At 73.1% G+C, this 25,057-nt stretch carries 24 protein-coding genes and 1 tRNA gene; 12 read left to right on the top strand and 13 right to left on the bottom strand.

The window, feature by feature from the left end; genetic code table 11:
- Positions 1-25: 25 nt before the first annotated feature.
- The 7 genes from AC1UE4_RS17025 to AC1UE4_RS16995 all read right to left on the bottom strand — a co-directional run bounded on the left by AC1UE4_RS17025 (position 26) and on the right by AC1UE4_RS16995 (position 9,998).
- A complete protein-coding gene (locus AC1UE4_RS17025) occupies positions 26-3,334 on the bottom strand; it encodes an acetyl-CoA carboxylase family protein (RefSeq protein ID WP_482918499.1) in 3,309 nt (1,102 codons plus the stop codon).
- The gene (locus AC1UE4_RS17020) at positions 3,331-4,338 is read right to left on the bottom strand and encodes a zinc-dependent alcohol dehydrogenase (protein ID WP_482918498.1); all 1,008 of its coding nucleotides are present in this window, start codon (positions 4,336-4,338) and stop codon (positions 3,331-3,333) included. Before AC1UE4_RS17020 ends, AC1UE4_RS17025 begins: the two co-directional genes overlap by 4 nt.
- Positions 4,338-7,109: a hydantoinase B/oxoprolinase family protein gene (locus AC1UE4_RS17015; RefSeq protein WP_482918497.1), complete on the bottom strand. Its 2,772-nt coding sequence runs from the start codon at positions 7,107-7,109 to the stop codon at positions 4,338-4,340. Before AC1UE4_RS17015 ends, AC1UE4_RS17020 begins: the two co-directional genes overlap by 1 nt.
- Before the next feature lie 88 nt (positions 7,110-7,197).
- Complete coding sequence (locus tag AC1UE4_RS17010) at positions 7,198-8,406, bottom strand: PucR family transcriptional regulator (RefSeq protein ID WP_482918496.1); 1,209 nt, start codon at positions 8,404-8,406, stop codon at positions 7,198-7,200.
- An 85-nt stretch (positions 8,407-8,491) separates the two neighbouring features.
- Entirely contained in the window at positions 8,492-9,172 is a 681-nt protein-coding gene (locus AC1UE4_RS17005) for a DUF899 domain-containing protein (RefSeq protein WP_482918495.1), read from the bottom strand.
- A 35-nt stretch (positions 9,173-9,207) separates the two neighbouring features.
- The gene (locus AC1UE4_RS17000; protein ID WP_482918494.1) at positions 9,208-9,537 is read right to left on the bottom strand and encodes an ArsR/SmtB family transcription factor; all 330 of its coding nucleotides are present in this window, start codon (positions 9,535-9,537) and stop codon (positions 9,208-9,210) included.
- Entirely contained in the window at positions 9,534-9,998 is a 465-nt protein-coding gene (locus AC1UE4_RS16995) for an SRPBCC family protein (RefSeq protein ID WP_482918493.1), read from the bottom strand. Before AC1UE4_RS16995 ends, AC1UE4_RS17000 begins: the two co-directional genes overlap by 4 nt.
- A 105-nt stretch (positions 9,999-10,103) precedes the next feature.
- Between AC1UE4_RS16995 and AC1UE4_RS16990 the strand changes: the two genes are divergently transcribed.
- On the top strand, positions 10,104-11,324 hold the full coding sequence (locus tag AC1UE4_RS16990) for an adenylate/guanylate cyclase domain-containing protein (protein ID WP_482918492.1): 1,221 nt from the start codon (positions 10,104-10,106) through the stop codon (positions 11,322-11,324).
- A 10-nt stretch (positions 11,325-11,334) separates the two neighbouring features.
- A complete protein-coding gene (locus AC1UE4_RS16985) occupies positions 11,335-13,248 on the top strand; it encodes a flavin-containing monooxygenase (RefSeq protein ID WP_482918491.1) in 1,914 nt (637 codons plus the stop codon).
- 21 nt (positions 13,249-13,269) lie between these two features.
- On the opposite strand, the gene AC1UE4_RS16980 is transcribed toward AC1UE4_RS16985, so the two are convergent.
- Positions 13,270-13,359, bottom strand: a tRNA-Ser gene (locus AC1UE4_RS16980).
- A gap of 57 nt (positions 13,360-13,416) precedes the next feature.
- On the opposite strand from AC1UE4_RS16980, the gene AC1UE4_RS16975 reads away from it, so the two are divergent.
- Positions 13,417-14,115, top strand: coding sequence for a hypothetical protein (locus AC1UE4_RS16975; protein WP_482918490.1), 699 nt, complete (start codon positions 13,417-13,419; stop codon positions 14,113-14,115).
- A gap of 38 nt (positions 14,116-14,153) precedes the next feature.
- A complete protein-coding gene (locus AC1UE4_RS16970; protein ID WP_482918489.1) occupies positions 14,154-14,336 on the top strand; it encodes a hypothetical protein in 183 nt (60 codons plus the stop codon).
- Positions 14,337-14,340: 4 nt separating this feature from the next.
- Here AC1UE4_RS16970 and AC1UE4_RS16965 read toward each other — a convergent pair whose 3' ends face one another.
- From AC1UE4_RS16965 to AC1UE4_RS16950, 4 genes are read right to left on the bottom strand one after another with little or no spacing between them, the layout of a single operon-like run.
- Positions 14,341-15,546: an aminopeptidase gene (locus AC1UE4_RS16965; RefSeq protein WP_482918488.1), complete on the bottom strand. Its 1,206-nt coding sequence runs from the start codon at positions 15,544-15,546 to the stop codon at positions 14,341-14,343.
- Positions 15,543-15,731, bottom strand: coding sequence for a hypothetical protein (locus AC1UE4_RS16960; RefSeq protein ID WP_482918487.1), 189 nt, complete (start codon positions 15,729-15,731; stop codon positions 15,543-15,545). The genes AC1UE4_RS16965 and AC1UE4_RS16960 overlap by 4 nt, the downstream gene beginning before the upstream one ends.
- Positions 15,732-15,742: 11 nt before the next feature.
- Positions 15,743-16,093, bottom strand: coding sequence for an STAS domain-containing protein (locus AC1UE4_RS16955; protein WP_482918486.1), 351 nt, complete (start codon positions 16,091-16,093; stop codon positions 15,743-15,745).
- A 50-nt stretch (positions 16,094-16,143) separates the two neighbouring features.
- Positions 16,144-16,842, bottom strand: a complete 699-nt coding sequence (locus tag AC1UE4_RS16950) for a SigB/SigF/SigG family RNA polymerase sigma factor (protein WP_482918485.1) — start codon at positions 16,840-16,842, stop codon at positions 16,144-16,146.
- Positions 16,843-16,990: 148 nt separating this feature from the next.
- On the opposite strand from AC1UE4_RS16950, the gene trhA reads away from it, so the two are divergent.
- From trhA to AC1UE4_RS16915, 7 genes are all read left to right on the top strand, one after another.
- Positions 16,991-17,653 carry a PAQR family membrane homeostasis protein TrhA gene (gene trhA, locus AC1UE4_RS16945; protein WP_482918484.1) on the top strand — a complete coding sequence of 221 codons (663 nt, stop codon included), beginning with the start codon at positions 16,991-16,993 and terminating at the stop codon, positions 17,651-17,653.
- A gap of 111 nt (positions 17,654-17,764) precedes the next feature.
- Positions 17,765-18,703 carry a DUF892 family protein gene (locus AC1UE4_RS16940; RefSeq protein ID WP_482918483.1) on the top strand — a complete coding sequence of 313 codons (939 nt, stop codon included), beginning with the start codon at positions 17,765-17,767 and terminating at the stop codon, positions 18,701-18,703.
- A 189-nt stretch (positions 18,704-18,892) separates the two neighbouring features.
- Positions 18,893-19,552 (top strand): TetR/AcrR family transcriptional regulator, encoded by a 660-nt coding sequence (locus AC1UE4_RS16935; protein WP_482918482.1) that lies wholly within the window; start codon positions 18,893-18,895, stop codon positions 19,550-19,552.
- Positions 19,553-20,692 (top strand): acyl-CoA dehydrogenase family protein, encoded by a 1,140-nt coding sequence (locus tag AC1UE4_RS16930; RefSeq protein ID WP_482918481.1) that lies wholly within the window; start codon positions 19,553-19,555, stop codon positions 20,690-20,692. It begins immediately after the preceding gene.
- Between the two features lie 11 nt (positions 20,693-20,703).
- Entirely contained in the window at positions 20,704-21,702 is a 999-nt protein-coding gene (locus AC1UE4_RS16925) for an acyl-CoA dehydrogenase family protein (RefSeq protein ID WP_482918480.1), read from the top strand.
- Between the two features lie 35 nt (positions 21,703-21,737).
- The gene (locus AC1UE4_RS16920; RefSeq protein WP_482918479.1) at positions 21,738-22,271 is read left to right on the top strand and encodes a carboxymuconolactone decarboxylase family protein; all 534 of its coding nucleotides are present in this window, start codon (positions 21,738-21,740) and stop codon (positions 22,269-22,271) included.
- Positions 22,268-23,062 carry a mycofactocin-coupled SDR family oxidoreductase gene (locus AC1UE4_RS16915; protein WP_482918478.1) on the top strand — a complete coding sequence of 265 codons (795 nt, stop codon included), beginning with the start codon at positions 22,268-22,270 and terminating at the stop codon, positions 23,060-23,062. The genes AC1UE4_RS16920 and AC1UE4_RS16915 overlap by 4 nt, the downstream gene beginning before the upstream one ends.
- Here AC1UE4_RS16915 and AC1UE4_RS16910 read toward each other — a convergent pair.
- Entirely contained in the window at positions 23,052-23,243 is a 192-nt protein-coding gene (locus tag AC1UE4_RS16910) for a hypothetical protein (protein ID WP_482918477.1), read from the bottom strand. The two genes, AC1UE4_RS16915 and AC1UE4_RS16910, sit on opposite strands and share 11 nt — an antisense overlap.
- A 100-nt stretch (positions 23,244-23,343) precedes the next feature.
- On the opposite strand from AC1UE4_RS16910, the gene mdlC reads away from it, so the two are divergent.
- Entirely contained in the window at positions 23,344-24,999 is a 1,656-nt protein-coding gene (gene mdlC / locus AC1UE4_RS16905) for a benzoylformate decarboxylase (protein WP_482918476.1), read from the top strand.
- Positions 25,000-25,057: the final 58 nt, after the last annotated feature.

Genomic DNA, 25,057 nt, shown 5'->3' with positions numbered 1-25,057 from the left:
GTCGTGAGGGGGAGCGCCGGGGCCCTCACCACGTGTCGACGAACGGCCGCTTCTTGCCCTCACGGGGCGGCGGCGCGGGCGCGGCGGCGAGGACGCTCGCGATGATCCGCCGCGTGTCCGCGGGATCGATCACGTCGTCGAACTCGAAGTACGTCGCGGCGGTCAGCGCCTTGCCCTTGCGGTACATCTCGGCGAGCCGCTCGTCGAAGTGGCGCTGCTGCTCCTCGGGGTCCTCGATCGCCTCGAGCTCCTTGCGGTAGCCGAGCCGCACGGCACCCTCGAGCCCCATCGCTCCCACCTCGCCCGTGGGCCACGCGAGCGACGCGACGGTCTCGTGGAACCCGCCGCCCGCCATCGCCTGCGCGCCGAGGCCGTACGCCTTGCGCAGCACGACCGCGACCATCGGCACCGTGAGGCTGGGGCCGGTGACGAACAGCCGGTTCGCGTGCCGCACCAATGCGGTCGCCTCGGCGTCGGGCCCGACCATGATCCCCGGCGTGTCGATGAGGCTGACGACCGGCAGGTCGAACGCGTCGCAGAGCTGCAGGAAGCGCGCGGCCTTGTCGGCGGCGGCGCTCGTGATCGCGCCCGAGAGGTGCAGCGGGTTGTTGCCGATCACGCCGACCGGCCGGCCCTCGATGCGCGCCAGCGCCGTGAGCATCCCCGGCGCGAACGCGGCGCGCAGCTCGGTGACCGAGCCGCTGTCGAAGAGGACGTCGAAGACCCGGCGCGCGTCGTAGGAGCGCAGTCGGTTCTCGGGGACGATCGAGCGCAGCGTCCGCTGGTCCGCACACGACCACTCGGCGACCGGCCCCTGGAAGTAGCCGAGCACCTTCTTGGCGGTCGCGATCGCCTCGTCCTCGGTGTGTACCACGACGTCGAGGACGCCGTTCGGCGCCTGCACCGACACGGGCCCGACGTCGGCGGCCGGGAACTTCCCGAGCCCGCCGCCCTCGATCATCGCCGGGCCGCCCATGCCGATCGTCGCGTCGGGCGTGGCGATGATGAGGTCCGCCCCGCCCGCGATCGCGCCGTTGCCGGCGAAGCACGGGCCGGACACCACGGCGATCCGCGGCACGAGCCCGGAGAGCCCGCCCCACATCGCGAAGCTCTTGAGCGGCAGCTGCGCCGGGCCCTCGGTCTCGACGTCGCCGGGCCGCCCGCCGCCGCCCTCGGCGAAGAAGACGACCGGCAGGCGCAGGCGCTCGATGACGCCGAAGAGGCGGTCCTTCTTGCGGTGGTTGGCCAGCCCCTGCGTGCCCGCGAAGACCATGTAGTCGTAGGAGAGGACCGCGCAGCGGCCGTCGTCGCCGAACAGGTCGCCGTTCACGCGCGCGACGCCGCCGACCAGCCCGTCCGCGGGCGTCGCGCGGATGAGCTCGTCCTCGGTGCGGCGCTGCCGCTGGGCGGCGACGACGAGCGCGCCGTACTCGACGAACGAGCCCTCGTCGACGAGCTCCGCGAGGTTCTCGCGCGCGGTCCGCCGGCCGCGCCCGTGGCGCTTGGCGACCGCCTCGGGACGGCCCTCGTCGAGGGTGAGCGCGTGGCGGTCGAGCGTCTCGCGCAGGTCGGCGCGGATGAAGTCGGGGTCGACCGGCGGTCCGCCGTTGGCGCCGGACTCGCCCGCGCCGCCCGGCTCGAGCACGACGAGCAGCTGCTCGGCGGGCACGACGTCGCCGACGCCGACGGCGATCCCGCGAACCGTGCCGGCGGCCGGCGCGACGATCTCGTGCTCCATCTTCATCGCCTCGAGGATCAGCAGCGGCGTGCCGGCGCGGACGACGTCGCCCTCGGCGACGAGCACGCTGACGACGGCGCCCTGCTGCGGCGCGCCGACGCCCTCCGTGCCCGGCGGCAGCACGACGCCGTTCGACGCCGGGTCCGCGGCGGCGACCTGCTCGGTCGCCGGCGGGAACGGGGCCTCCCCCGACGGCGCGCCCGCGAGCTCGCCCGCGTGCTCGTCGACGAAGCTCGTCACGACCTCGCCCCGCACGAACGCCGGATGCGCGAGCACCGCGCGGAGGAACGGGAGGTTCGTCGCGACGCCCTCGATGCGGAACTCGCGCAGCGCGCGGTGCGTGCGCGCCGCCGCCTCGGCGAGATCTGCCCCGCGCGCGAAGACGACGACCTTCGCGAGCAGCGAGTCGAACCGCGGGTTCGTCGCGTAGCCCGCGTACGCGTACGTGTCGGTGCGCACGCCGGGGCCGGTCGGCGGTTGGAACGCGCTCAGCTCGCCCGCCGCCGGGAGCGCCGTCCCGTCGGGCTGCATCGTCTCCGCGTTGACGCGTGCCTGGATGGCGATGCCCCGCGGCGCCGGCAGGCGCCCGGGGACGAGGCCGAGGTCGGCGAGCGAGGCGCCCTGCGCGACCTGCAGGCCGAGGACCACGAGGTCGAGACCGAGCACCTCCTCGGTGACCGTGTGCTCGACCTGCAGGCGCGGGTTGGCCTCGAGGAAGACGAAGCCGGGCGCGCCTTCTGCGGGCGCGCGCGGGACGAGGAACTCGAACGTCCCGAGCCCGCGGAAGCGGACGGCGCCCGCGAGGTCCACCGCCGCGTCGGCCATCGCCGCGCGCACGCGGTCGGGGAGATCCGGCGCCGGCGCGATCTCGACGACCTTCTGGTGGCGGCGCTGGACGCTGCAGTCGCGGTCGCCGAGCGCGACGACGGCGCCGCTGCCGTCGCCGATGACCTGCACCTCGATGTGGCGGACGTCCTCGAGCAGCTGCTCGGCGTACAGCTCGCCGCGGCCGAACGCGCTCGTCGCCTCCGAGGCGCAGCGCTCGAACTGGGCGGCGACCTCGCCGGGATCGCGGACGACGCGCATGCCGCGTCCGCCCCCGCCTGCGACCGCCTTGACCATCACCGCGCCGCCGTCGCCGAGCGAGCGCAGGAGCGCCTCGACGTCCTCGACCGTCGCGGGCGCCTCGGTGCCCGCCGGGACGGGGACGCCGCGCTCGGCCGCCAGGCGGCGCGCGCTCGCCTTGTCGCCGAGCAGCGCGAGCGTCCCCGGCTCCGGCCCGGCGAACACGAGGCCCGCCTCCGCGCACTCGCGCGCGAACGCGTCGCTCTCCGACAGGAACCCGTAGCCCGGATGCACGAGGTGGCACCCGGCCTCCCGCGCCGCACGGATGAGCTCCTCGGCGTCGAGGTACGCGGCCGGGCCCGAGCCGCGCAGCGCGACGGCCTCGTCGGCCATCCGCACGTGCAGCGAGGCGGCGTCGTCCTCGGAGAAGACGGCGACCGAGCGCAGGCCGGCGTTCGCCGCCGCGCGCGCGATGCGCACGGCGATCTCGCCGCGGTTGGCGATCAGCAGGCCGGCGGGCTCGGGAGTCACGCCGCCCTGACCAGCAGCTTGCCCCCGGACGCGCCGGCGCGCGCCCGCGCGAACGCCGTGGGCAGGTCATCGAGGCGGATCACGTCGCCGATGAGCGGCGACGGGTCGAGCTGCCCGCTCGCGAGCGCCTCGATCGTGAGCTCGAAGTGCTCGCGCCGGTACCACGAGCTGAAGCTGAAGGTCAGGTCGCGGAAGAACGCGCTGCGCGTCGGGATCGTCTCGTCGGTCTCGTGCATCCCGGCGACGAGCACGCGGCCCTCGCGATCCACGAGCTTCAGCGCCGCCGTCAGCGTCCCCGGCGCCCCCGCGGCCTCGATGACGACGCGCGGCCGGCCGCCGAGCAGGTCCTCGGTCGCGGCGCGCAGCTCGTCGCGTCCCGGTCCGGACGCGCAGCGGGCCCCCGCCTCGAGCGCGCGCTGCCGCCGGTCCTCGACGGGGTCGATCACGAGCACGTCGTGCACGCCCTTCGCGACCGCCCACAGCAGGATCGCGAGCCCGATCGGCCCGGCGCCCACGATCGCGAGCCGGTCCCCCGGCTTCGCGCCGGCCGCCACGAACGCCTTGTACGCCACCGCGAGCGGCTCGATGAGCGCCGCGCTCTCGACCGGGACGTGCTCGGGCACGAGCAGCGACTCGCGCACGCCGACGACCAGCCGCTCCGCGAACGCGCCGAGCTGGTCGCCGAGGCCGATGAGCCGCGCCTGCGCGCAGTGCACCGGGTCCCCGGCCGCGCAGGCGACGCACGACCCGCAGCCGATCGCCGGGATGCTGCACACGCGGTCGCCCGTCGCGAACGCCGTCCCGTCGCCGCCGACGCGCTCGACGCGCCCGACGAACTCGTGGCCCATCACGGTCCCCGCGGGCAGCGTCGGCGCCAGGCGCAGGTCGCTGCCGCAGACCCCGGCGCGCTCGACGCGCAGCACCATCTCGCCGGGACCCGGCTGCGGGTCCTCGAGATCGGTGGCGACGAGCTTGCCCTCCCCGGCGAGCGACACCGCTCGCATCAGGCGGGCACCTCGCGCCCGAGCCAGCCGCGGTAGAAGCCGTCGAGGTCCGGCAGGTACTCGTGCACGATCGGGTAGCCGGGCGGCACGGCCTCCGTCTCCAGCAGGTGGCCGGAGACCGGGCAGTAGTACTCGCGCAGCTCCTGCCAGCCCTCGTCCGGGTGCCCGAGCTTGGGGTAGATCTCCTCGTAGAGCTCGTCGGTGTCGCGGACGAACATGACCGCGTGGAGCTTCCAGTTCTCGTCCCACCGGCACAGGTCGAAGCCCGCGTCGGTGCGGATGACGAGCTCGCCGTCGGTCCGGCGGTGCACGATGTTCAGGCCCTCGCCGTACGGCAGCACGATCGGGTCGTCGTAGGAGACGCGCTCCTGCAGCAGCTCGATCCACGTGTCGAACCGCTGCGCGTCCTTGGGCGCCGACTGGATGTCCTTGACCGCCCGGCGGCTGAGCCGCTCGTCGAGCAGGTCGGCGAGCGTCTCGCGGCTCAGGCCCTCGCTCGCCGGGATGTCGCCGTCGCTCTCGGGCCGCCACGCCTCCGCGCGGTCGAGGAACCGCCGTACCGCCTGCTCCGGCGTGACCTTGCCGGGCTCGGCCCGCTCGACCGTCAGCGTCGGCGTGACCACGTCGAAGTCGAAGTCCTCCGGGAGGCCCCAGAAGCCGCGGTACTCCGCCGCCCACTGCGGCGACAGGCGCATCGACTCGGCGAGCATCACCTTCACCGGCTCGATGAGGTCCTGCGCGAGGATCCGCTCGCGCTGCTCGGCCCACCACTCGCGCGCCGGCCGGGCCCGCTGCAGCCGCCGCCGGCGGTACGCGTCGCGGTCGCCCACGCCGTAGGCGCTGTCGGCGAGACGCGGCAGCAGGTGCCCCAGCTCGACGTCGCGCCGCACCGCGTCCTCGGGCCGCAGCAGCGGGTCGCCGACGCCGCCGCTCCCGCGCCCGACCGACAGGTAGAGGTCGCCGGTCTCCACCGCGTAGTTCGTCGTGTACGCGTCCTGCTTGAACAGGTGCTCGCCGGCGATCTCCAGCAGCGGCGAGCTCTCGCGGTCCGGCTCGGCGAGCGGGTACTCCTCGCCGCGGCGCGCGCGCTCGATGAGATCGGCGCCGAAGATGGAGTGCACGTAGCTCGACGGGCCGGGGTAGCCGCCGAACAGGCCGGGCGAGACGAACATCGACCCGGTGCCGATGTTCTCGAGCTCGAAGTCCTTCGTCCCGTAGACGAGGAAGAGCGAGTTGCACGACGCGCCGCCGCGGTGCCGGCCGGCGCCCGGCGAGCCGGGGTTCACGGCACGGCTGAGGTAGAGCGTGGGCTGGATCGTCTCCCACATCTCGACGTCGCCCATGTCGCCCTCGGGGTTGAACGCCGCCGCGCCGTAGTCGAGGCCGTCGAGGACGAACTTGCCGCCCTGGCCCTGGGCCCCGATCTCGAAGTTGATGAAGCCGGAGATCTGCCCGTGCTGGTTGATCCCGCCGCCCTGCATCACGTTGCCCGGCGCGACGAACGACGTGACGATCTCCTCGATGTAGCCGCGCGAGAACAGCCCGCGCGAGAACGACCGCAGGTAGCCCGTGAACGTCGAGTACATCGGGTTCCACGGCAGCGAGGAGGAGCCCGGGTTCTCGCCCACGTCGCACCACGAGCCGGGCGTCAGGTGCATCGACGTCGCGTAGTACGCGCCGTCGTTGATCTTGTCGTTGCAGATCAGGCCCTGCGTGAACTGGATCCACTGCATGCCCTGCATCGCCGACGGCGTGCCGTTGAAGACGTGCCAGCCCCACGCCGACGAGCCGCGCAGGTCGGTCGTCCAGTGCCCGTCGGCGTCGACGACGACCTCGTAGGAGCCGTGCATGATGAGGTCGCGCCGCGCGCGCTTCGGCATGACCTCCTTGTCGGCGAACTTCGCGTCGTGGAAGCCGGGCGAGCGGTAGCGCCCGGGGACCATCATCGTGCGCACGCGCGACTTGAACGCGCGGCGGCCGTCCTCGATCGCCTCGCGGGTGAACTGCTTGAACGTGTCGAGCCCCTCGTCGCGGACGATCCGCTCGATGGTGTCGCGGATCATGTGGCAGCCCGCCAGGCGGGTCCGCTCGTCGAGCAGCCACAGGCCCGGCGCGCGCGACATCAGCGAGACGCGCTTGAGGTGCCACCGCGCGATCTCGTCGGCCTCGCCGATCTTCGTGCAGTGGAGGTCGATCCCGTCCTCGTAGCGCGTGGTGATGCCGACCGGGACGCCGCCCGGCGCGGCCGCGCCGATGTCCATGACGTGGATGACCCCGCCGGCCCACGCGATGAGCTCGTCCTCCCAGAAGATCGGGACGAACGTCTGCACGTCGCAGTTGTGGACGTCGCCGATCGTCGGCTGGTTGTTGGCGAAGATGTCGCCCGGCCGGATCTTCGGGTTGTCCTCCCAGCCCTCGCGGATCATGAACTTGATCGCGTCGGACATCGTGTGGACGTGGACGATGATCCCGGTGCTCAGCGCCACCGAGTCGCCCTCCGGGGTGTACAGCGCGAAGCAGATCTCGCCCAGCTCCCGCACGATCGGCGACGCGCTGATGTTGAGCGCCGTCTCGCGTGCGGACACCAGGCCGCCACGCAGCCGTGAGAAGAGCTTCTCGAAGTGGATCGGGTCGCGTTCCTTGAGCTCCATGTGCTCGAGGCCGAAGTAGTGGCCGGTCGCTGCGGTCAGCCCCTCGGACCGGGCGAGCATCTCGTCCAGGCGGGCGCCGCCCTCGCCGATCCCCAACGCGGGTGCGGTCATCACGGTCATGGCCGCGACGCTACGTCCGCCGTGCGGGCCCCGCCATGGCCGAACGCGCGCATCGCGCCGCGGGCTCGGGGTCGGCTTTGTCCGGAACTCACAACCGCGGCTGCGCGTCCTCCGGCGGCAGCAGCCGCGCGAGGACCAGGGCGACCTGCAGCTCGACGGATCGCTCGCGCAGCGGCCGCCCGAGCGCCTCGGCGGCGCGCTGCAGCCGGTACTGCACCGTGTTCTCGTGGACGCCGAGGCGGCGTGCCGTTCGCGTCACGCTGGCGAGCTCGGCGAAGTAGGCCTCCACCGTCTCGCGCAGCCGGACGGTCGTGTCGCGCGGGCCCTGGCCGAGCAGCGCTCCGAGCTCGTCGCGCACGAACGTCCGCGCCTCCTTGACGTCGCCGGAGAGCAGCGCCGCGAGCGCGACGTCCGCGTAGGCGACATCCCCGCCGTCGGGCAGCACGAACGTCGTGGCCGCGCGGCGGGCGCGCAGCGCCTCGTGATGCGTCGCGCGGAAGCCCTCGAGCCCGCCGCGCCAGGTGCCGAGCGCGCAGCGCACGTCGTCGGGCAGCGCGTGCTCCGGCGCGTCGTCCGCGGTCGGCGCCTCCCAGGCCCCGACCCACACGCCGAGCGCGAGACCGCCGATCGGCAGCGTCAGCGGCGCCTCGGTCGTCCACCGCGAAGCGAGCGTGCGCGCCGCCTCCTCGAGGTGCTCGACGTCCGCTCCGGCGTCCGACCAGATCACGGCACCGAGGTGCCGGCGGCGCAGGTCGTAGCGCAGCGCCGCGCCGGCCTCGACGAGGTCGGGGTCCTCGCCCGCGAGGATCGCCGCGGCGACCCTGCGCCGCGTCGCCGCGGACGTGCGCTCGGACGCCTCGCGCTCGCGGTGGTAGACCGCCTCGAGCTCCTCCAGCGTCGCGTCGATCCAGTTGAAGATGAAGCTCGACGCCTCCTCGACGGCACGGAGCGCCGTCTCGGGCGGCAGCCGCTCGGCCACCTCGTGGCGCAGGATGCTCATCAGCTCCTCCTGGCCGATCCGGTACACGCGCAGAAGGTCGGCCAGCGGGCGGCCGGACCGTGCGTAGGCGCGCGCGTAGGCGGCGCCGGCCTCGGTCGGATGCGCGCCGCGCGGATCCTGCCCCGCGCGCCACATCGCGAGCGTCACGCGCAGGTTCGCCCGGCAGCTCGCCCGCGTCTCCGCCACCGCCTCGGGATCGGCGCCCGGAGCGGCGTCGTGGCGATGGATCTCGCGCGTGATCTGCTCGGCGATCTCGTCCATCCGCGGCACGAGCACGTCGTCGATCAGGGCGCACACCTCCGCCGAGGGCACCGTCGTACGACCGGCCCGACCCGTCACGCCGCTGCGCATGGCCATCCACAGCGTCGCGGATCCGCGCGCCCTACGTCATCGCTGCGCCGTACTCGTCGTGGAGGTTCCACCAGACGTAGGCCTGCGTCTGCGGATAGCCCTCGGGGGAGTCCTCCCAGATCTCCTGTCGGCCGAGCGCGGTGATGTCGAGGTACGTCCAGGTGCTGCCCATCGCCTCGTCGCCGCGCTTGTCGATGAAGTACGTGCGGAAGACGTTGCCGTCGTCGTCGCGCAGGAACGCGTTCGTGCCGTGCCACTCGCCGACGCCGAAGTCGGTGTCGAAGTCGTCGGTCAGCGTGTACCACGGGATCTGCTGCCAGCCCATCCGCTGCTTCCAGCGCTCGATGTCCGCCTGCGGCGCGCGCGAGACGAAGACGAGCGTGGTGTCGCGGGCGTTGAGGTGCGCGAGGTTCGCCACTTGGTCGGCGAGGAACGAGCAGCCGGGGCAGCCGTGCTCGGGCCAGCCGCCCACGCCCGGCTCGTAGAAGAAGCGGTAGACGATCAGCTGGCGGCGGCCGGCGAACAGGTCGGTCAGGCTCGCCGGGCCGTCGGGCCCCTCGAAGCGGTAGTCCTTCTCGACGGCCATGCGCGGCATGCGGCGGCGCTCGGCGGCGAGCTCGTCGCGCGCGCGTGTGAGCGCCTTCTCCTTGACGAGCAGCTCCTCGCGCGCGGCATCCCACTCCTGCGGCGAGACGATCGGGGGCAGGTCCATGGTGGTTCCTCTCTGTCCGTCGTAGTCGATCACGATCAGGCCTCCTCGGCCAGTGCCTTCAGCGCCGCCAGGCGGGTGTCCCAGGCGGCGGCGAGCGCGGAGATCCTCCGCGCGGTCTCGTCGAGCCGGGCGGGCTCGACGCGGTAGCGCACCTCGCGCCCCGCGCGCCGGCGCGACACGAGCCCGGCGCGATCGAGGACGGTGAGGTGCTTGATGACGGCCGGCCGGCTGACCGGCAGCTGGGCGGCGATCGTCGTCGCGGTCCCCTCGCCCTGCTCGGCGAGCGTGCCGAGCAGGCGCCAGCGCGTCGGGTCCGCGAGCGCCGCGAACACCGCGGGGGCGGGATCGGCGACGGCAGCGGTCATCGCGCCGCCGGCGTCGCGCTCGCGTAGGCGACGAGGTCGCCGAGCTCGAGCGGCCAGCCCTCCATGTGAGAGGTGAGGGCGGCGGTCCGCTCCTCCGGGGAGCAGTCGAGCGCGTCGAAGCCCGTCTCGACCACGGTGACGCGCGTAGCGCCGTCCTCCGCGGCCAGCGTGAACTCCGCCAGCGTCGAGTTGCCGGGATGCGGGTCGTCCCGCACGTCCATCGCCGAGAGCCAGCGGTACGCGAAGCGATGCGGCTCCTCGACCACCTCGACACGGCCGTGGAACGTCCCGTGCTCGCGCCAGGTGAGGCTCATCGCCCCGCCCGGCCGGAGGTCGATCTCCGCGCCGGCGTCGGCGAACCAGCGCCCGAGGTGCTCGCTCTTCGTGACGAGCGTCCACACGCGCTCGATCGGCGCATCGATGAGGACGTCGCGTTCGATGCGGTCGGTGTCGTCGGCCATCTCGTGCTCCTCGTTCATTGTGTAACCCGCAAGTTACACCGTCCGCGAACGAGGTGCAACCCACCGGTTACACACGGCGCATGGCGGCGCGCATATGCTCGTGCCGTGCCGGCGCCGGGATCCCTGTCCGACGCGGAGGAGCTGCGGGTCCGCCAGGCGGTCCTCGTCCTCTCGACGGCGCTCATGGCGAGCCTTGCCACCGTCTGGGTCGCGACCTACGCGCTGCTCGGCGAGTGGGTCTCGGCGGCGATCCCGTTCGCGTACCAGCTCGCATCGATCGCCGGCCTCGCGCTGTACGCGCGCACGCGCCGCTACGTGCGGTTCCGCGACAGCCAGCTGGCGATGAGCCTCGCGCTGCCGTTCGCCCTGCAGTGGAGCCTCGGCGGCTTCGAGGCGTCCTCGGCGGTCGCGCTGTGGGGGTTCACCTCGCCGCTCGGCGCGCTGCTCATGCTCGGCGCCCGCGGCGCGCTCCCGTGGTTCGCCGCGTTCGCCGGCCTCATCGCCGTGTCGGGGGCGATCGACCCGGCGCTCAGCCGCGATCCGGCCGACATCCCGAACGGCGTCGCCGTCACGTTCTTCGCGCTCAACGTCCTCGGCGTCGCGACGACCGCGTTCGCACTGCTGCAGTACTTCGTCCGCCAGCGCGAGCGCGCGCTCGCGGAGTCCGAGGGGCTGCTGCTCAACGTGCTGCCCGCGACGGTCGCGGCGCGGCTCAAGCACCACGACGGCGTGCTCGCCGACGACTGCGACGAGGTCACCGTCCTCTTCGCCGACCTCGTCGGCTTCACGCCGCTGGCCGAACGGCTGCCGGCGCCCGAGCTCGTCAAGCTGCTCGATCACGTCTTCGCACGCTGGGACGCCGCCGCGGCGCGCCACGGCGTCGAGAAGATCAAGACGATCGGCGACGCCTACATGGCCGTCGCAGGCGCGCCGTCGCCGCGCTCCGACCACGCCGAGGCGATCGCCGCGCTGGCGCTCGAGATGGGCCCGGAGGTCGCGGCGTGCGCGGCCGAGCACGGGCTGGAGCTCGCGGTGCGCATCGGCATCGACACCGGCCCCGTCGTCGCCGGCGTCATCGGGCGTACGCGCTTCGGCTACGACCTCTGGGGCGACACGGTCAACACGGCCAGCCGCATGGAGTCGCACGCGCTGCCCGGCACGATCCAGGTCACCGAGCGCGCGTACGAGCGCCTGCGCGGCGGCTTCGAGCTGCACCGCCGCGAGCCGGTCGACGTCAAGGGCAAGGGGACCATGACGTGCTACGTCCTCGTGGGTCGCCACAACGCGCGCGCGAGCGCCGGTTCCGATCTGCCGGTTCCGAACTAGCCTCGCTTCGGTGCCCGCCCCGACCGAGGACCTGGCGGCCGCGCTGGACGCGGCGGACCTTCCGATCCTGCTCATGTCGCTGGTCCACCTGACCGGCGACCGCCGCTGGATCGAACCGCCCTTCACCCCGCAGCGCGACGGGCAGATCTTCGCCGACGAGTCGGGCGGGCTGCCGCCGGAGGTGCAGGAGGAGATCCGTGCCGCGGCGCTCGAGATCCTGTCCGACCCCGCGGTGTTCGACCGGCGGGCGCTCGAGCTGAGCGACGAGCTCGTCAACGAGATGATGTCGACGTGCGTGGGCGAGCCGGTGCCGCCCGAGTACGTGCCGATGATGCTGCGGGAGATGGGCTTCCGGCCGGCGGAGGAGCCCGAGGGCCTCGGCGACCGGCTCGACGGCCGCAACGTGGTGGTGATCGGCGCGGGCCTGTCCGGCGTCGCCACCGCCGTGCGGCTCCAGCGGCTCGGGATCGACTACACGGTGCTCGAGAAGAACCCGTCCGTCGGCGGCACCTGGTGGGCGAACGTCTATCCCGAGTGCGGCGTCGACACGCCGAACCACTACTACTCGTACTCGTTCAACGCGACGACCGAGTGGACGTCGTACTTCTCCAAGCAGCCGGAGATCCTCGGCTACATCGAGGAGACCGTCGAGCGCTTCGGCCTGCGCGACCACTTGCGGCTCGGCGTCACCGTCGAGGCGCTGCACTGGGACGAAGCGGCGCAGGGCTGGACGCTGAACCTCCGCAACGCCGACGGCTCGGAGGAGACGATGCACGCGAGCTTCGTCATCAGCGCCGTCGGCCTGCTCGACGAGCCGCGGATCCCCGCCATCGAGGGCCTCGGCGACTTCGGCGGGCAGATGTTCCACACCGCCCGCTGGCCGGCGGACGCCGACCTGAGCGGCAAGCGCGTCGCGCTCGTGGGAAGCGGCGCGAGCGGGCTGCAGGCGGCCCGCAGCATGGCTGCCGAGGCCGAGCACCTCGCGATCTTCCAGCGCTCCCCCCACTGGATCACGCCGAACGGCCACTACCACCGCAAGGTCGGCGACGGGAAGCGCTGGCTGCTGCGGCACGTCCCGTACTACGCCGCCTGGTACCGCTTCGCGCTGTTCTGGCGCTACAGCGACGGCATCCACTCGTCGCTCGTGGTCGACCCCGAGTGGCCGCACCCCGAGCGCTCGGTGAACGAGCGCAACGACCGCCATCGCCGCTTCCTCACGCGCTACCTCGAGAGCGAGCTCGAGGGCCGTCCGGACCTCATCGAGAAGTGCCTGCCCGCGTACCCGCCGTACGGCAAGCGGATGCTCGTCGACAACGACTGGTTCAAGACGCTGCGCCGCGAGAACGTGGAGCTCGTGACCGACCCGATCGCGCGGTTCACCACCGGTGGGATCGAGACGGCGGACGGGGCCGAGCGTCCGTTCGACGTCGTCGTGCTCGCCACCGGCTTCCACGCGACGCGGGCGCTGTGGCCGATGCGCGTCTTCGGCCGCGACGGGACGGACATCCACGAGTTCTGGAACGACGACGAGACGCGCGCGCTGCTCGGCATCACCGTTCCCAACTACCCCAACTTTTTCATGCTGCTCGGCCCCAACACCGGGCTCGCGCACGGGGGCAGCGCGATCTTCCAGATCGAGACGCAGCTGCACTACGTGCTGCGCTGCCTCGACGCGGTGGCGGACCGCGACGCCGGCGCGATCGAGCCGCGACGCGAGCCGTACGAGGCGTGGATCGAGGAGAACGACGCCGCGCACGAGGGCATGGTGTTCACCCACCCCGGCATGACGAACTGGTACGAGAACCGCGCGGGGCGGATCGTCACGATCACGCCGTTCCGGCTGGTCGACTACTGGACGATGACGCGCGAGCCGCGGCCCGAGGACTTCTCGTTCACGCCGCGAGGCGCCGTCCGGACTGCGTGAGCAGCTGCGGCGGCCGCACGACGGAGAGGGAGGGATTCGAACCCTCGAACGAGGTTGACCCCCGTTACGCGATTTCCAGTCGCGCCCGTTCAACCGCTCCGGCACCTCTCCTGGAAGGCACGAAGGGTAGCCGTCGGCCGGGGGGATCGGCCGGGCGACCGATCTGCGGTGAAGGTCCGGGGACGCCTGCCGATGGCAGAGGGCGACGTGCCCGTCTCGAACCTCTTCTCGAAGATCCTCGCCGGTGGGCTCTCCGCCGGTGTGTTCCTGCTCTGGTGGCCGCACCACGTCCACGGCGACGGCGTCGAGCACCTCGTGCTGCGCGGTGCGCTGTGGGCACTGGCGGCCGAGCTGCTGCTCCTCGCGTTCGCGCCGCTCGAGAACGCCGCCGCCCGGCACGTCCGGGTGCGGCTCGCGCGGCGGCGCGACCGGTTGAGCGCGAAGGTCGCCTCGGCGCCGCCGGCCGCCCGTGCGGGCGGTGCCGTCGCCCTTGCGTGCCTCGGGGTCGCCGCGCCCGCGCTCCTGATGCTCGACGCCGGCGTGCCCGCAAGCAGCGAGCCGCCGCCGCGGCCGAAGGTCGTCGAGCGCGTCATCGTCAAGCGGCCCGTCGTCCGGGAGCGCATCATCGTCCAGCGCGTCGCGGTGCCGGTCGCCGCACCCACGCCGGTCGTGGCCCCTGAGCGCACGACGCCGCTGCCCGCCCGTACGGCGAGCCGATCGGCGCCCACCTCGGAGCCGAAGACCGCATCGCGGCCCGCCCCGACGCCGAAGGAGGTGCCGGCCGCGCAGGCACCGCCGCAGACGGAGCCGACGACCGCCATCCCGGCCGCCGAGACGACGCCCGCCGGCGAGACGCCCGAGCCCTGACCGGTCGGATCCGCCCCGCGCGGGTACAGCCGTCGCTCATGAGCGACCAAGACGAGCGCGACTTCGAGGACATGGCGCCGGGGGACGAGGCTCCTCCCGGGACCGAGGGCACGGGCGACGACGTCTGCCCGCGCTGCGGCGGCGACGGCGAGGTGGACGGCGAGACGTGCCCGGAGTGCGAGGGCCGCGGGACGATCGTCCGCGGCGTCGGCGGCGCCTGAGCGCCTAGACCTGCCAGGAGCCGTCGCGCAGGACGGGCGTCTTCGAGCCGTCGGCGGACACGCCGTCGACGGCGACATCGTTGGAGCCGACCATGAAGTCGACGTGGATCGCGCTCTGGTTCGCCCGTGCGTGCTCGGCCTCGTCGGCGACGGTGAACGTGTAGGCGCTGCCCAACGCGATGTGGGACGCCGCGTTCTCGTCGAGCAGCGTGTCGTAGAAGACCGTGCCGAGCGGGCCGATGCGGCCCTCGCGGTCCACCAACGCGACCTCGCCCAGGCGGCACGCGCCCTCGTCGCGCTCGGTGTACGACCGCAGGACGTCGGCGTTCGCGGTGGCGTCGATGCGTACCGCGCGTCCCTCGCGGAACTCGACCTCGAGCCCCTCGATGATCGACCCGCCGAGGTAGAGCGGCTTCGTCGACCGCACGACGCCGTCGACGCGCAGCGGGTCGGGCGTCGTGAAGACCTCCTCGGTCGGGAGGTTCGGCATGTGCTCGAGCCCGTCGACCGTGTGGAACCGGGCGGCGGTGAAGCGCGAGCTCGGCAGCAGACCCACCGTCAGGTCGGTGCCGGGCCCGCTGAAGTGCAGCGCGTCGAAGTGCGCGGCGGTCACCCGCTCGGCCGCATCGACGAGCAGGTCCGCACGTGCCTGCCACGCGCTGACCGGGTCGTCCTCGTCCAGGCGCAGCGTGTGCGCGATCTGCTCCCACAGCCGGTCGAGCGCCTCGTCGGCCTCCAGCTCCGGGAACACGAGCTTGGCCCAGCCGACGGTGGGCGCGGGGGCCGCGGTCCAGTTCGTCGTGCGCGCGTTGACGACGATCCCGCTCTCCTTGAGGAACGGCATCGTGTCCTTGCCGGCGCGCCGCGGGTCGACGCCCTCGAAGGCGGACGGGTCGCTCGGCCCGCTGAGACCGATGCGCGCGCCGTGCTGCTCGCTCAGCTCCAGCAGCCGCTGCCCGTACCACGGCGGGACGTAGCCGAGCGTCTCCTCGTCGGCGTGCAGCAGCCGCGCCCGCTTGACGTGCATGTCGAAGTACAGGGCGTCGACGAACTTGGCGCCGCGCTTGTACGCCGCCTCGGCGAGCGCACGGACGAACGCCTCCTTGCCCGGCTCGCCGCCGATCGCGACGAGCTGGCCCGGCTGGACGTTCGCGCCGAAGCCGACGATGAGGTCGGCCCAGCGATCGAGGAGGTCGGCGTGGTCGCTCACGCGTCGTCCAGCGACTCGGCCTGCTCGTCGAGCTTCTCGCGCAGGTACTCGGCCTTGTCGGCCCGGCGGCGGTGCGTGCGCTCCTCCGCGCCGCGGTCCGCGTCGCGCGCGAGCTCGCGCTCGGCATCGGCCTTGTCGGCCTGGATCGCGCGGAGCTCCTCGGTGGGGGGATCCGGCGCCGTCACGGCGGAGGCGGTCAGCGTGCGGCCGGCGCAGCCGGGTCGTCGACCATCTCGATGACGCCGTCGATGCCGGCGATCTCGACGATCCGGTGGACCGTGGAGCCGGCGGCGCCGCGGACGCACGTGAAGCGGCCGCCGGTCTCCTCGGCGGCGCGGTGCGCGCCGACGACGACGCGCAGGCCGCTCGAGTCGATGAAGTCGAGCGAGCGGAGGTCCAGCACGACCCACGCGCCGTCCTGGATGCGGGGCATGATCGTCTGCTCGAGCTCGGGCGCGCTGGCCATGTCCAGCTCGCCGCGGGGCACGATGACGACGCGGTCGTCGCGCTCGTCGATGTCGATGGCGAAGGGCTCGACGGTGTCCATGAGGTCCGCGAAGTGTAGGGCCCTCGAACCGGGACTACGTCCGAACTGCTCTACGCGGCGAGTCGCATGCGATCGATCGAACGGCGGATGATGCGCGAGACCGCCATCTGCGAGACGCCCACGCGGCGCGCGATCTCGGTCTGCGTCATGTCCTCCTCGAAGCGGAGGTGCAGCACGTGCCGGTCGCGCTCGGAGAGCTGGTCGAGGAGCACGGTCAGCGTCGCGCGCGCCTCCGCGCACTCGTAGCCGTGGTCGTCGCTGCCGAGTGCGTCGCCGAGCGTCGGCGCGTCAGGATCGTCGCCGCGCGGCGCCTCGAACGACGTCGCGCGGTACGCGTCGCCCGCCATGCGCGCCTCGAGGACCTCCTCGATCGTCGCGTCGCACGCGTGGGCCACCTCGTCGACCGTCGGCGTGCGCCCCAGCTCCGGCGTCAGGCGCGCGATGGCCTTCTCGGTCTGCAGCGCGAGCTCCTGCAGCGCGCGCGGGACGCGCACCGACCAGGCGCGGTCGCGGAAGTGGCGGCGCAGCTCGCCGAGGATCGTCGGCACGGCGTAGGAGGTGAACGCGATGCCGCGCTCCGGATCGAAGCCCTCGATCGCCTTCAGCAGCCCGAGCGAGGCGACCTGGAGCAGGTCCTCGTAGGACTCGTCGCGCACCTTGTAGTGCCCGGCGAGCTGACGGGCGAGCGGGAGCCACCGCTCGACGAGCCGCCGGCGCGTCTCGGCGCTCGGCGCGGCCCGGTGCTCCATGAAGAGACGGTCGTCGTGTTCGCGGCTCACACCACTTCGACTGCTCGCTGAAGCGCAGTCACAAGCTTGAGGTTCACTCGGTTGGTTGGCTGCCAACCGATGTGGCGTGGCGGCACTGGAACGCGGCCTGAGAACTACACTCCGGTGCATGGAGGCCGCGCCGGCGACGCCGGGTGTCAAGCCGCGTTTCCGCGGCCGATCGCACGAGTGGGCGTTCTTCGCCTCGCTCGGCCTGCTCCCCTCGCTCCTGGTCGCCGCGCCCAGCGCCTCCGCCCGCGTCGTCGCGGCGATCTACGGCGCGAGCGTCGCGCTGCTGTTCGGCGCGAGCGCGCTCTACCACCGCGTGACGTGGCGGGCGCCGTCCGCACGCCGTTGGATGCGGCGCGTCGACCACTCCGCGATCTTCGTTCTGATCGCCGGCACCTACACGCCGTTCGCGGTGCTGGCGCTGGACGGCGGGCTCGCCACCGCGATGCTCATCGTCGTGTGGGCCGGCGCGCTCGGCGGCGTCGTGCTGAAGCTCGTCTGGATCGACGCGCCGAAGCCGCTCGTCGCCGCGGTGTACGTCGCGCTCGGCTGGGTCGCGGTCGTCGCGCTGCCGGACATGCTCGACGCGATCGGCGTGTTCGCGACCGTTCTGGTCATCGCCGGCGGACTGCTCTACAGCGCCGGAGCGATCGTCTACGTGCTGCATCGCCCGGACCCGTCGCCGACCGTCTTCGGCTACCACGAGATCTTCCATCTGCTCGTCATCGCGGCGGCCGCAGTGCAGTACGCGGTGGTCGCGTTCTGGGTGCTTCCACTCGGGTGAAGACGCGCGACGCGCGTCGTCCCTGCATGATGCGTGCATCACCACTCGCCCGAACGGGCATGGTGCGCCGGTGGAGGAGTCCCCCAGACTGACGGGAGCGCGATCGGAGCGATGCCGGACCAGACCTCACGCGAGCGGACGCTCGTCAAGTACCTCAACGAGGCGTATGGCAAGGAGAAGCAGCTCGAGACTGCGCTGCAGGCGCAGATCAAGCTGGCTGAGAAGACGCTGAAGAAGCGCCTTCAGGATCATCTCAAGGAGACCAAGGCGCAGGCGCGCGGTCTCGAGAAGCGGATCAAGCAGCTCGGAGGCAAGGCCGACGCGTCGGCGATCCCCGGGCCGGAAGCGGTCGCGACCGCTGCAACGGCGCTGACCAACAAGGTCACCGCCGCGGCGAAGGGCCCGGTGCAGGCGCTGCGCGGCACGGGCAAGGCCGACAACCTGCTGCGCAACGTGCGCGACGCCTTCTGGAACGAGGCGGAGGAGATCGCGCACTACAACCTCATCGAGGCGCTCGCCGATCAGCTCGGCGACAGGGAGACCTCGAAGCTGGCGAAGGAGTACCGCCGGCAGGAGGAGCGGATGCAGAAGTTCCTCGACGGCCAGATCAAGCAGCTGGTCAAGGCCGTCGTGCGCGAGGAGGTCCCGGCGAAGGAGCGCAAGCCCGCCGCCGCGACGTCGTCCTCGTCGCGCAGCCGCTCGACCGGCGGCACGACGCGCTCGCGCGCCTCGTCGGGTTCGTCGTCGTCGCGCTCGTCCCGGTCGTCGGGCTCGTCGCGGTCCTCGCGCGCGTCGTCGTCCGGGACCACGAAGCGGGCGTCGTCGTCCGGCACCACGAAGCGGGCGTCGTCGTCCGGCACGAAGCGGGCGTCCTCGTCGCGCTCGTCCGGCTCGTCGCGCTCCTCGCGCGCGTCCTCGTCCGGCTCGTCCGGCTCCTCCGGCTCGTCGCGGTCCCGCTCGTCCGGGTCCTCGCGCTCGTCGCGCTCGTCCGGCTCCTCGGGCTCGTCCGGTTCGTCGAGCTCCGGCTCGTCGGGCTCCTCGAGCTCCTAGCTGCGCCTTCCCGGCGGCGGGCTGACCGCCCGCCGCCGGCCTGCGCCGCCCGGCGCAGCGCGAAGCGGCAGCGCCATCCATGGCGCGGTCTTCGCCGAGTGCTTCGGCGCGATCGCCGCGATCGTCGCGCCGATGGTCCGTACCCCGCGAGTACCTGATCCGTACTCATGAGGTACGGTACGCCTCTCGATGGCCGAGCCGTCCCTCGTCGCCGCCCATCCCTCGGTCGAACCGCACCTCGACGCGCGCGCCGGTGCGCAGCGCGCCCGGCTGCTCGAGGCGATGGTGCAGGTCGTCGCCGACAAGGGCTACGCGGCCGCGACCGTCGCCGACGCGGTCAAGGCCGCGCGCGTCTCACGCGGGACGTTCTACGCGCTGTTCGCGTCCAAGGAGGAGTGCTTCCTCGAGGCCTACCGCCATGGCGTCGACGTCCTCGACGGGCGCATCGGCGACGCGGTCCGCGCGTCGACGGGCGGCTGGCGCGACGAGCTGCGCGCTGGGCTGCGCGCGTACATCGACGTGCTCTTCGCCGAGCCGCGCTTCGCGCGCATGTGGCAGACCGAGATCCACGCCGCGGGCCCGGCGGCGCTGGCCGAGCGCGACGCCACCCTGCGGCGCTTCGCCAAGCGCTACGCGGGCTCGTTCCGCCGCGCCACGCGCGAGCGCGCGGGCCTGCAGATGCCGTCCGACGACGCGCTGTACGTCCTCGCCGCGGGCGTGGACCAGCTCGTCTGCCAGCGCCTGCTCGACGGCGCGCGGATCGACACCGACGACTTCACCGACACGCTGACCGACATCGCCGCTGCCGTGCTCGAGGGCACGAGCCGCGCGACCACAGGAGACGACTGAATGGACCTCACGTTCAACGAGCGCGAGACCGCGTTCCGCGACGAGCTGCGGACGTGGCTCGCCGCCAACGCCCCGGGCGAGGAGCCCGAGGGCGAAGACGCCGCGTACGCCTACCGCCGCGACTGGCAGCGCAAGCTCGCCGAGTCCGGCTGGGCCGGCGTGCACTGGCCCGTCGAGTACGGCGGCCGCGGCGCGACGATGACCGAGTCGGCGATCTTCTTCGAGGAGCTCGGCCGCTCGCGCGCGCCGCTGCCGGCGAACGTGCTCGGCCTGCTGCTCGGCGGCCCGACGCTCATGATCTGGGGCACGGACGCGCAGAAGGAGCGCTACCTGCCGCCGATCCTCACGGCCGACGAGATCTGGTGCCAGGGCTTCAGCGAGCCCGAGGCCGGGTCCGACCTCGCCGCGCTGAAGACGCGCGCGGTGAAGGACGGCGACGAGTGGGTCATCACCGGGCAGAAGGTGTGGACCTCCGGTGCGCAGTACTCGAAGTGGTGCATGCTCGTCGCCCGTACGGACACCGAGGCGCCGAAGCACAAGGGCCTCACGTACTTCCTGATGGACATGGATCAGCCCGAGATCCAGGTCTCGCCGCTGCGCCAGATCACCGGCGAGCCCGAGTTCAACGAGCTGTTCATCGACGGCGCCCGCATCCCCGACGAGAACGTCATCGGCGGCGTCGGCAACGGCTGGAAGGTCGCGCTCACGACGCTCATGAACGAGCGCGCGGGCCTCGCGTTCTTCCTCCAGGTCCGCCTGCGGCAAGTGCTCGACGAGCTCATCGAGGAGGCGGCCCGGCGCGGCCTGCTGGAGGACGACGTCATCGCCGACAAGCTCGGCGAGTTCCACATCAAGGCGGAGATCCTGCGCCTCACCGCGTACCGCGGCCTGACCGCGATCGAGAAGTACGGCCAGCCGGGCCCCGAGGGCTCGCTGACGAAGTGGATGTGGTCCCAGACGAACCAGGAGCTCACGCAGTTCGCGGCCGACCTGCTCGGCACGGATGCGCTGACCGCGGGCAACCGCTGGGCCTACGAGCTGCTGCGCGCGCGCGGCAACACCATCGAGGGCGGCACCACCGAGGTGCTGAAGAACATCGTCGCCGAGCGGGTCCTGGGCCTGCCGCGGGCGACGCGCTAGGGAGCCAGAAGATGAACTTCGACTTCACCGACGACCAGCGCGACATCAAGCGCACCGCGCGCGACCTGCTGGCGAGCCGCTCGCCGTTCGAGAAGGTGCGCGAGGCCGCCGAGCGCGGCTCGTACGACGACGGCCTGTGGCGCGAGCTCGCCGAGCTCGGCTGGCCGGGCATCGCCGTGGCCGAGGAGCACGGCGGCCAGGGCCTCGGCGCCGTCGAGCTCGCGATCCTGCTCGAGGAGCTCGGCTACGCCGTCGCGGCCACGCCGTTCCTGTCGACCGCGCTCGCCGCGCTCGCCATCGAGCACGCCGGCAGCGACGAGCAGAAGCAGCAGTGGCTGCCGCAGCTCGCATCCGGCGAGGTGAGCGGCGGCTTCGGCACGCCCGAGCTGTGCGCCGATGCCGCCGACGCGGCGGTGACCGTCGTCGTCGAGGACGGCGGCCTGCGGCTGCTCGAGGGCGGCGCGGACGTCACGCCGTTCGACTCGATCGACGGCACGCGCCGCTTCGCGAAGGTCGCGCCGGGCGCCGGCGTCGAGCTCGGCGGCGACGCTCAGAGCGTCGTCGACCGCGCGCAGGCGGCTGTCGCCGCGGAGCTCGTCGGCGTCTGCCAGCGCGCGCTCGACATGACGCTCGAGTACGTCAAGGACCGCAAGCAGTTCGGCGTGCCGGTCGGCTCGTTCCAGGCCGTGCAGCACAAGTGCGCCGAGATGCTGAAGGGCACCGAGGGCGCGCGCTCGGCGGCGTACTTCGCCGCGTGGGCGGCGGACGCGGCGCCGGAGCGGCTGAGCGAGGCCGCGGCGCTGGCGAAGGCCGCGGCGTCCGAGGCCGGCCGCGAGGTCACGGCGTCAGCGATCCAGGCCCACGGTGGCATCGGCTTCACGTGGGAGGCCGACGTCCACTGGCTGTTCAAGCGCGCGCAGCTCGACAGCGCGTTCCTCGGCGCGGGCAAGGCGCACCGCGCGCGGCTGGCGCGGCTCGTCGCCGCGCAGCTGGCGGGCGCGACCGCCTGAGACGACGCGGTGGGGTCCGGTGCCATCATCCCGCGATGGCCCGGATCCAGCCGTTGAGCGAGCGCGACGCCCCGGCGGCGTCGCGCGAGCTCGCCGCCGCGCACCTCGCCACCGGCGCGCGGATGACGAACATGAAGTGGACCCTCGCGCACGCGCCCGCGGCGCTCGAGGCGCTGTTGCAGTGGTACCCGCTGCATGATCAGGTCGTCCCGTTCCTCGGCGAGCGGCGCACCGAGCTCTTCTGCCACGCGATCTCGGCGCAGGCCGACTGCCTGATCTGCTCGACGTTCTTCCGCCGCCTGCTCGTCGAGCGCGGCGAGGACCCCGACGCGCTCGTGCTGGACGAGCTCGACGAGCTGGTCGTCGAGCTCGGCCGGCGGCTGGCCGCCGACGCGCACTCGGTCGACGACGAGCTGCACGCGCGGCTGGCGGAGCGGTTCGCGCCCGACCAGGTCGTCCTGCTCATCGCCTTCGGAGCGATCATGCTCGCGACCAACGTCTTCAACGACGCGATGGGCGTGCCGCTCGACGACTACCTGCACCCGTTCGCGAAGACGGCGCCGGCATGAGCGCTCCGGTCGCCTTCGTCACCGGCGCCGCCCACGGGCAGGGCCGCGCGACGAGCCTCGCGCTCGCGCGCGAGGGCCACGACGTCGTGGCGCTCGACGTCGCCAAGCCGCTCGCGTATCCCGGCTACGCGATGGGCTCGAGCGACGAGCTCGACTCGCTCGCCGCCGAGGTCGAGGCGCTCGGTCAGGCCTGCGTGACCGCGCGGGCCGACGTCCGCGACGACGCGGCGGTCACCGACGCGGTCGAGCGGGCGATGGAGCGCTTCGGCCGCATCGACGTGCTCTTCAACAACGCCGGCATCTGCGCCTACGGGCTCGCCCACGAGCTGACGGACGAGGCGTGGGACGCGATGATCGACATCAACCTGAAGGGCCCGTTCATCGTCGCCCGCCGCGTGATCCCGCACATGATCGCCGCGCAGCGCGGCGTGATCGTGAACAACTCGTCGATCGCCGGCCTGCGCGGCATGGCGCGGCTGTCGCACTACGCCGCGAGCAAGTGGGGCCTCACCGGGCTGACGAAGTCGTGGGCGATCGAGCTGGCGCCGCACGGCATCCGCGTCGTCTCGATCCACCCCACGGGCGTCGACACGCCGCTCAACGACGGGCTGGCGGCGATGGAGGGGGCGACGCCGCAGGAGATCGCCGAGCGCTCGGCGGGCAACCTGCTGCCGGTGCCGTGGATCGAGGCGAGCGACGTCGCCGAGGCGGTCGTCTACCTCGTGAGCGAGAAGGCGCGCTACCTGACGGGCACGGAGCTCGTGCTCGACGCGGGCCTGCTCACACGCTGAAGCGCTGCGGCGCGTCCCACTCGCCGTAGACGAGCACGGCCATCGCCGTCACGAGCAGGCCGCGCGGGACACGGCGCACCCACGCGTAACGCCCCTCCACGATCCCCTCGCCCTCGATGACCCGCAGCTGCGGGCGGACGTCGAGAACGGCTTCTTGGGAGACGGCGTTGATCGCGGTCACCTCGGCCCTTTGCCCGCAAGCGCGCCATCTCTCACGTCGGATCCGCGGAACGTCAACGGACGGCGCGCGTTCCCCTCGCGTGTGGCAGGCTCCGCCGCAGATGAGCGACTTCGCGCAAGAGGCGATCGAGCAGCGGCACGCGAGCAACGGCAAGGCCGGCCCGGGCGATGGGGCGTCGGTCCGCGAGGCGACCTTCGCGCTGCTGCGCGAGCGCGGGATGACGACGATGTTCGGCAACCCGGGCTCGACCGAGCTGCCGATGCTCGCGGACTTCCCGTCGGACTTCCGCTACGTGCTCGGCCTGCAGGAGTCGGCGGTCGTCGGCATGGCGGACGGCTTCGCCCAGGTGACCGGGACGCCCGCGTTCGTGAACCTGCACACGACGCCCGGCGTCGGCCACGCGATGGGCTCGATCATCAACGCGCGCGACAACCGCACGCCGCTCGTCGTCACCGCCGGCCAGCAGTCGCGGGCGATGATGGCCCGCGACGCCCTGCTCTACAACCGCGAGGCCACGACGCTCCCGAAGCCGGCCGTGAAGTGGAGCCACGAGCCCGCCGGCGCGGCCGAGGTGCCCTCCGCGATCGCCCGCGCGATCCACCTCGCCGCGGTCCCGCCGCGCGGTCCCGTCTTCCTCTCACTGCCGATGGACGACTGGGACGAGCCGGCGGCGGTCGACCCGCAGGCGCTCGCCGGCCGGACGGTCCGCGCCCGCAACGCGCTGCCCGACGCCGTCGCGCGCGACCTCGCGCGGCAGATCGACGAGGCGCGCAACCCCGTGCTCGTCGTCGGCGGCGAGGTCGACGCGCTCGGTGGCTGGGACGCCGCGATCGCGCTCGCCGAGAAGGCGCGGCTGCCGGTCCACGCCGCGCCGCTCGAAGGCCGCGTCGGCTTCCCCGAGGACCACCCGAACTTCCAGGGCATCCTGCCGCCGGCCATGGGCGCGGTCAGCCAGGTGCTCGACGGCCACGACCTCATCGTCGTCCTCGCCGCGCCGGTGTTCCGCTACTACCCCGACATCCCGGGCGCCGTGATCCCGGAGGGCGCGCGCGTCGTGCAGGTCACGAGCGACCCCGACGAGGCCGCGCGAGCTCTGGCCGGCGACGCGCACGTCGCGACGCCGGCCGCGGTCGCGGAGCAGCTCGCCGCGCTCGTGTCGGCGTCGGACCGCCCGCAGCCGCCGGCGCGACCGCCCGCGCCCGACCCGCCGGAGCAGACGCCGATGCACGCCGGCGCCGCGCTGCAGGCGCTCGCGCGCGTGCTGCCGGCCGACGCGCTGTGCGTGAACGAGTCGCCGTCGAGCGCGCTCGCGTTCCGCCAGTACATCCGCACCAGCCGCCCCGGGTCGTTCCTCTTCGGCGCCGGCGGCGGGCTCGGCTTCGGGCTGTCGGCGGCGGTCGGCGCGCAGCTCGGCGCTCCCGGCCGCCCGGTCGTCGGCGTGCTCGGCGAGGGCTCGGCGCAGTACACGATCCAGGCGCTGTGGAGCGCGGTCGCGTACGACGCGCCGGTGACGATCGTCGTCCTGCGCAACGACGAGTACGCGATCCTCAAGTGGTTCTCGGCGCTGGAGCAAGTGACCGGCGCGCCCGGCCTCGACCTGCCCGGGCTGGACTGCGTCGCCGTCGCGCGCGCGTACGGGATGCGCGCGGATCGCGTCGAGGACGCGTCGACCGCCGGCGACGTCCTCGCCGAGGCGATCGCCGACAACGCCCCCCGGCTCGTCGAGATCGCCGTCGCGCCCGGCATGGCGGTCTGAACGCACCGGGAAGTGGATGTTTGAGCCCGCGCGGGGTTCGGGCAAGGCCTTCCGTGGA

Source organism: Parviterribacter kavangonensis, from assembly GCF_056863335.1.
The sequence above is the reverse complement of the archived record's forward strand: the minus strand, read 5'-3'. Positions and strand labels throughout refer to the sequence as shown.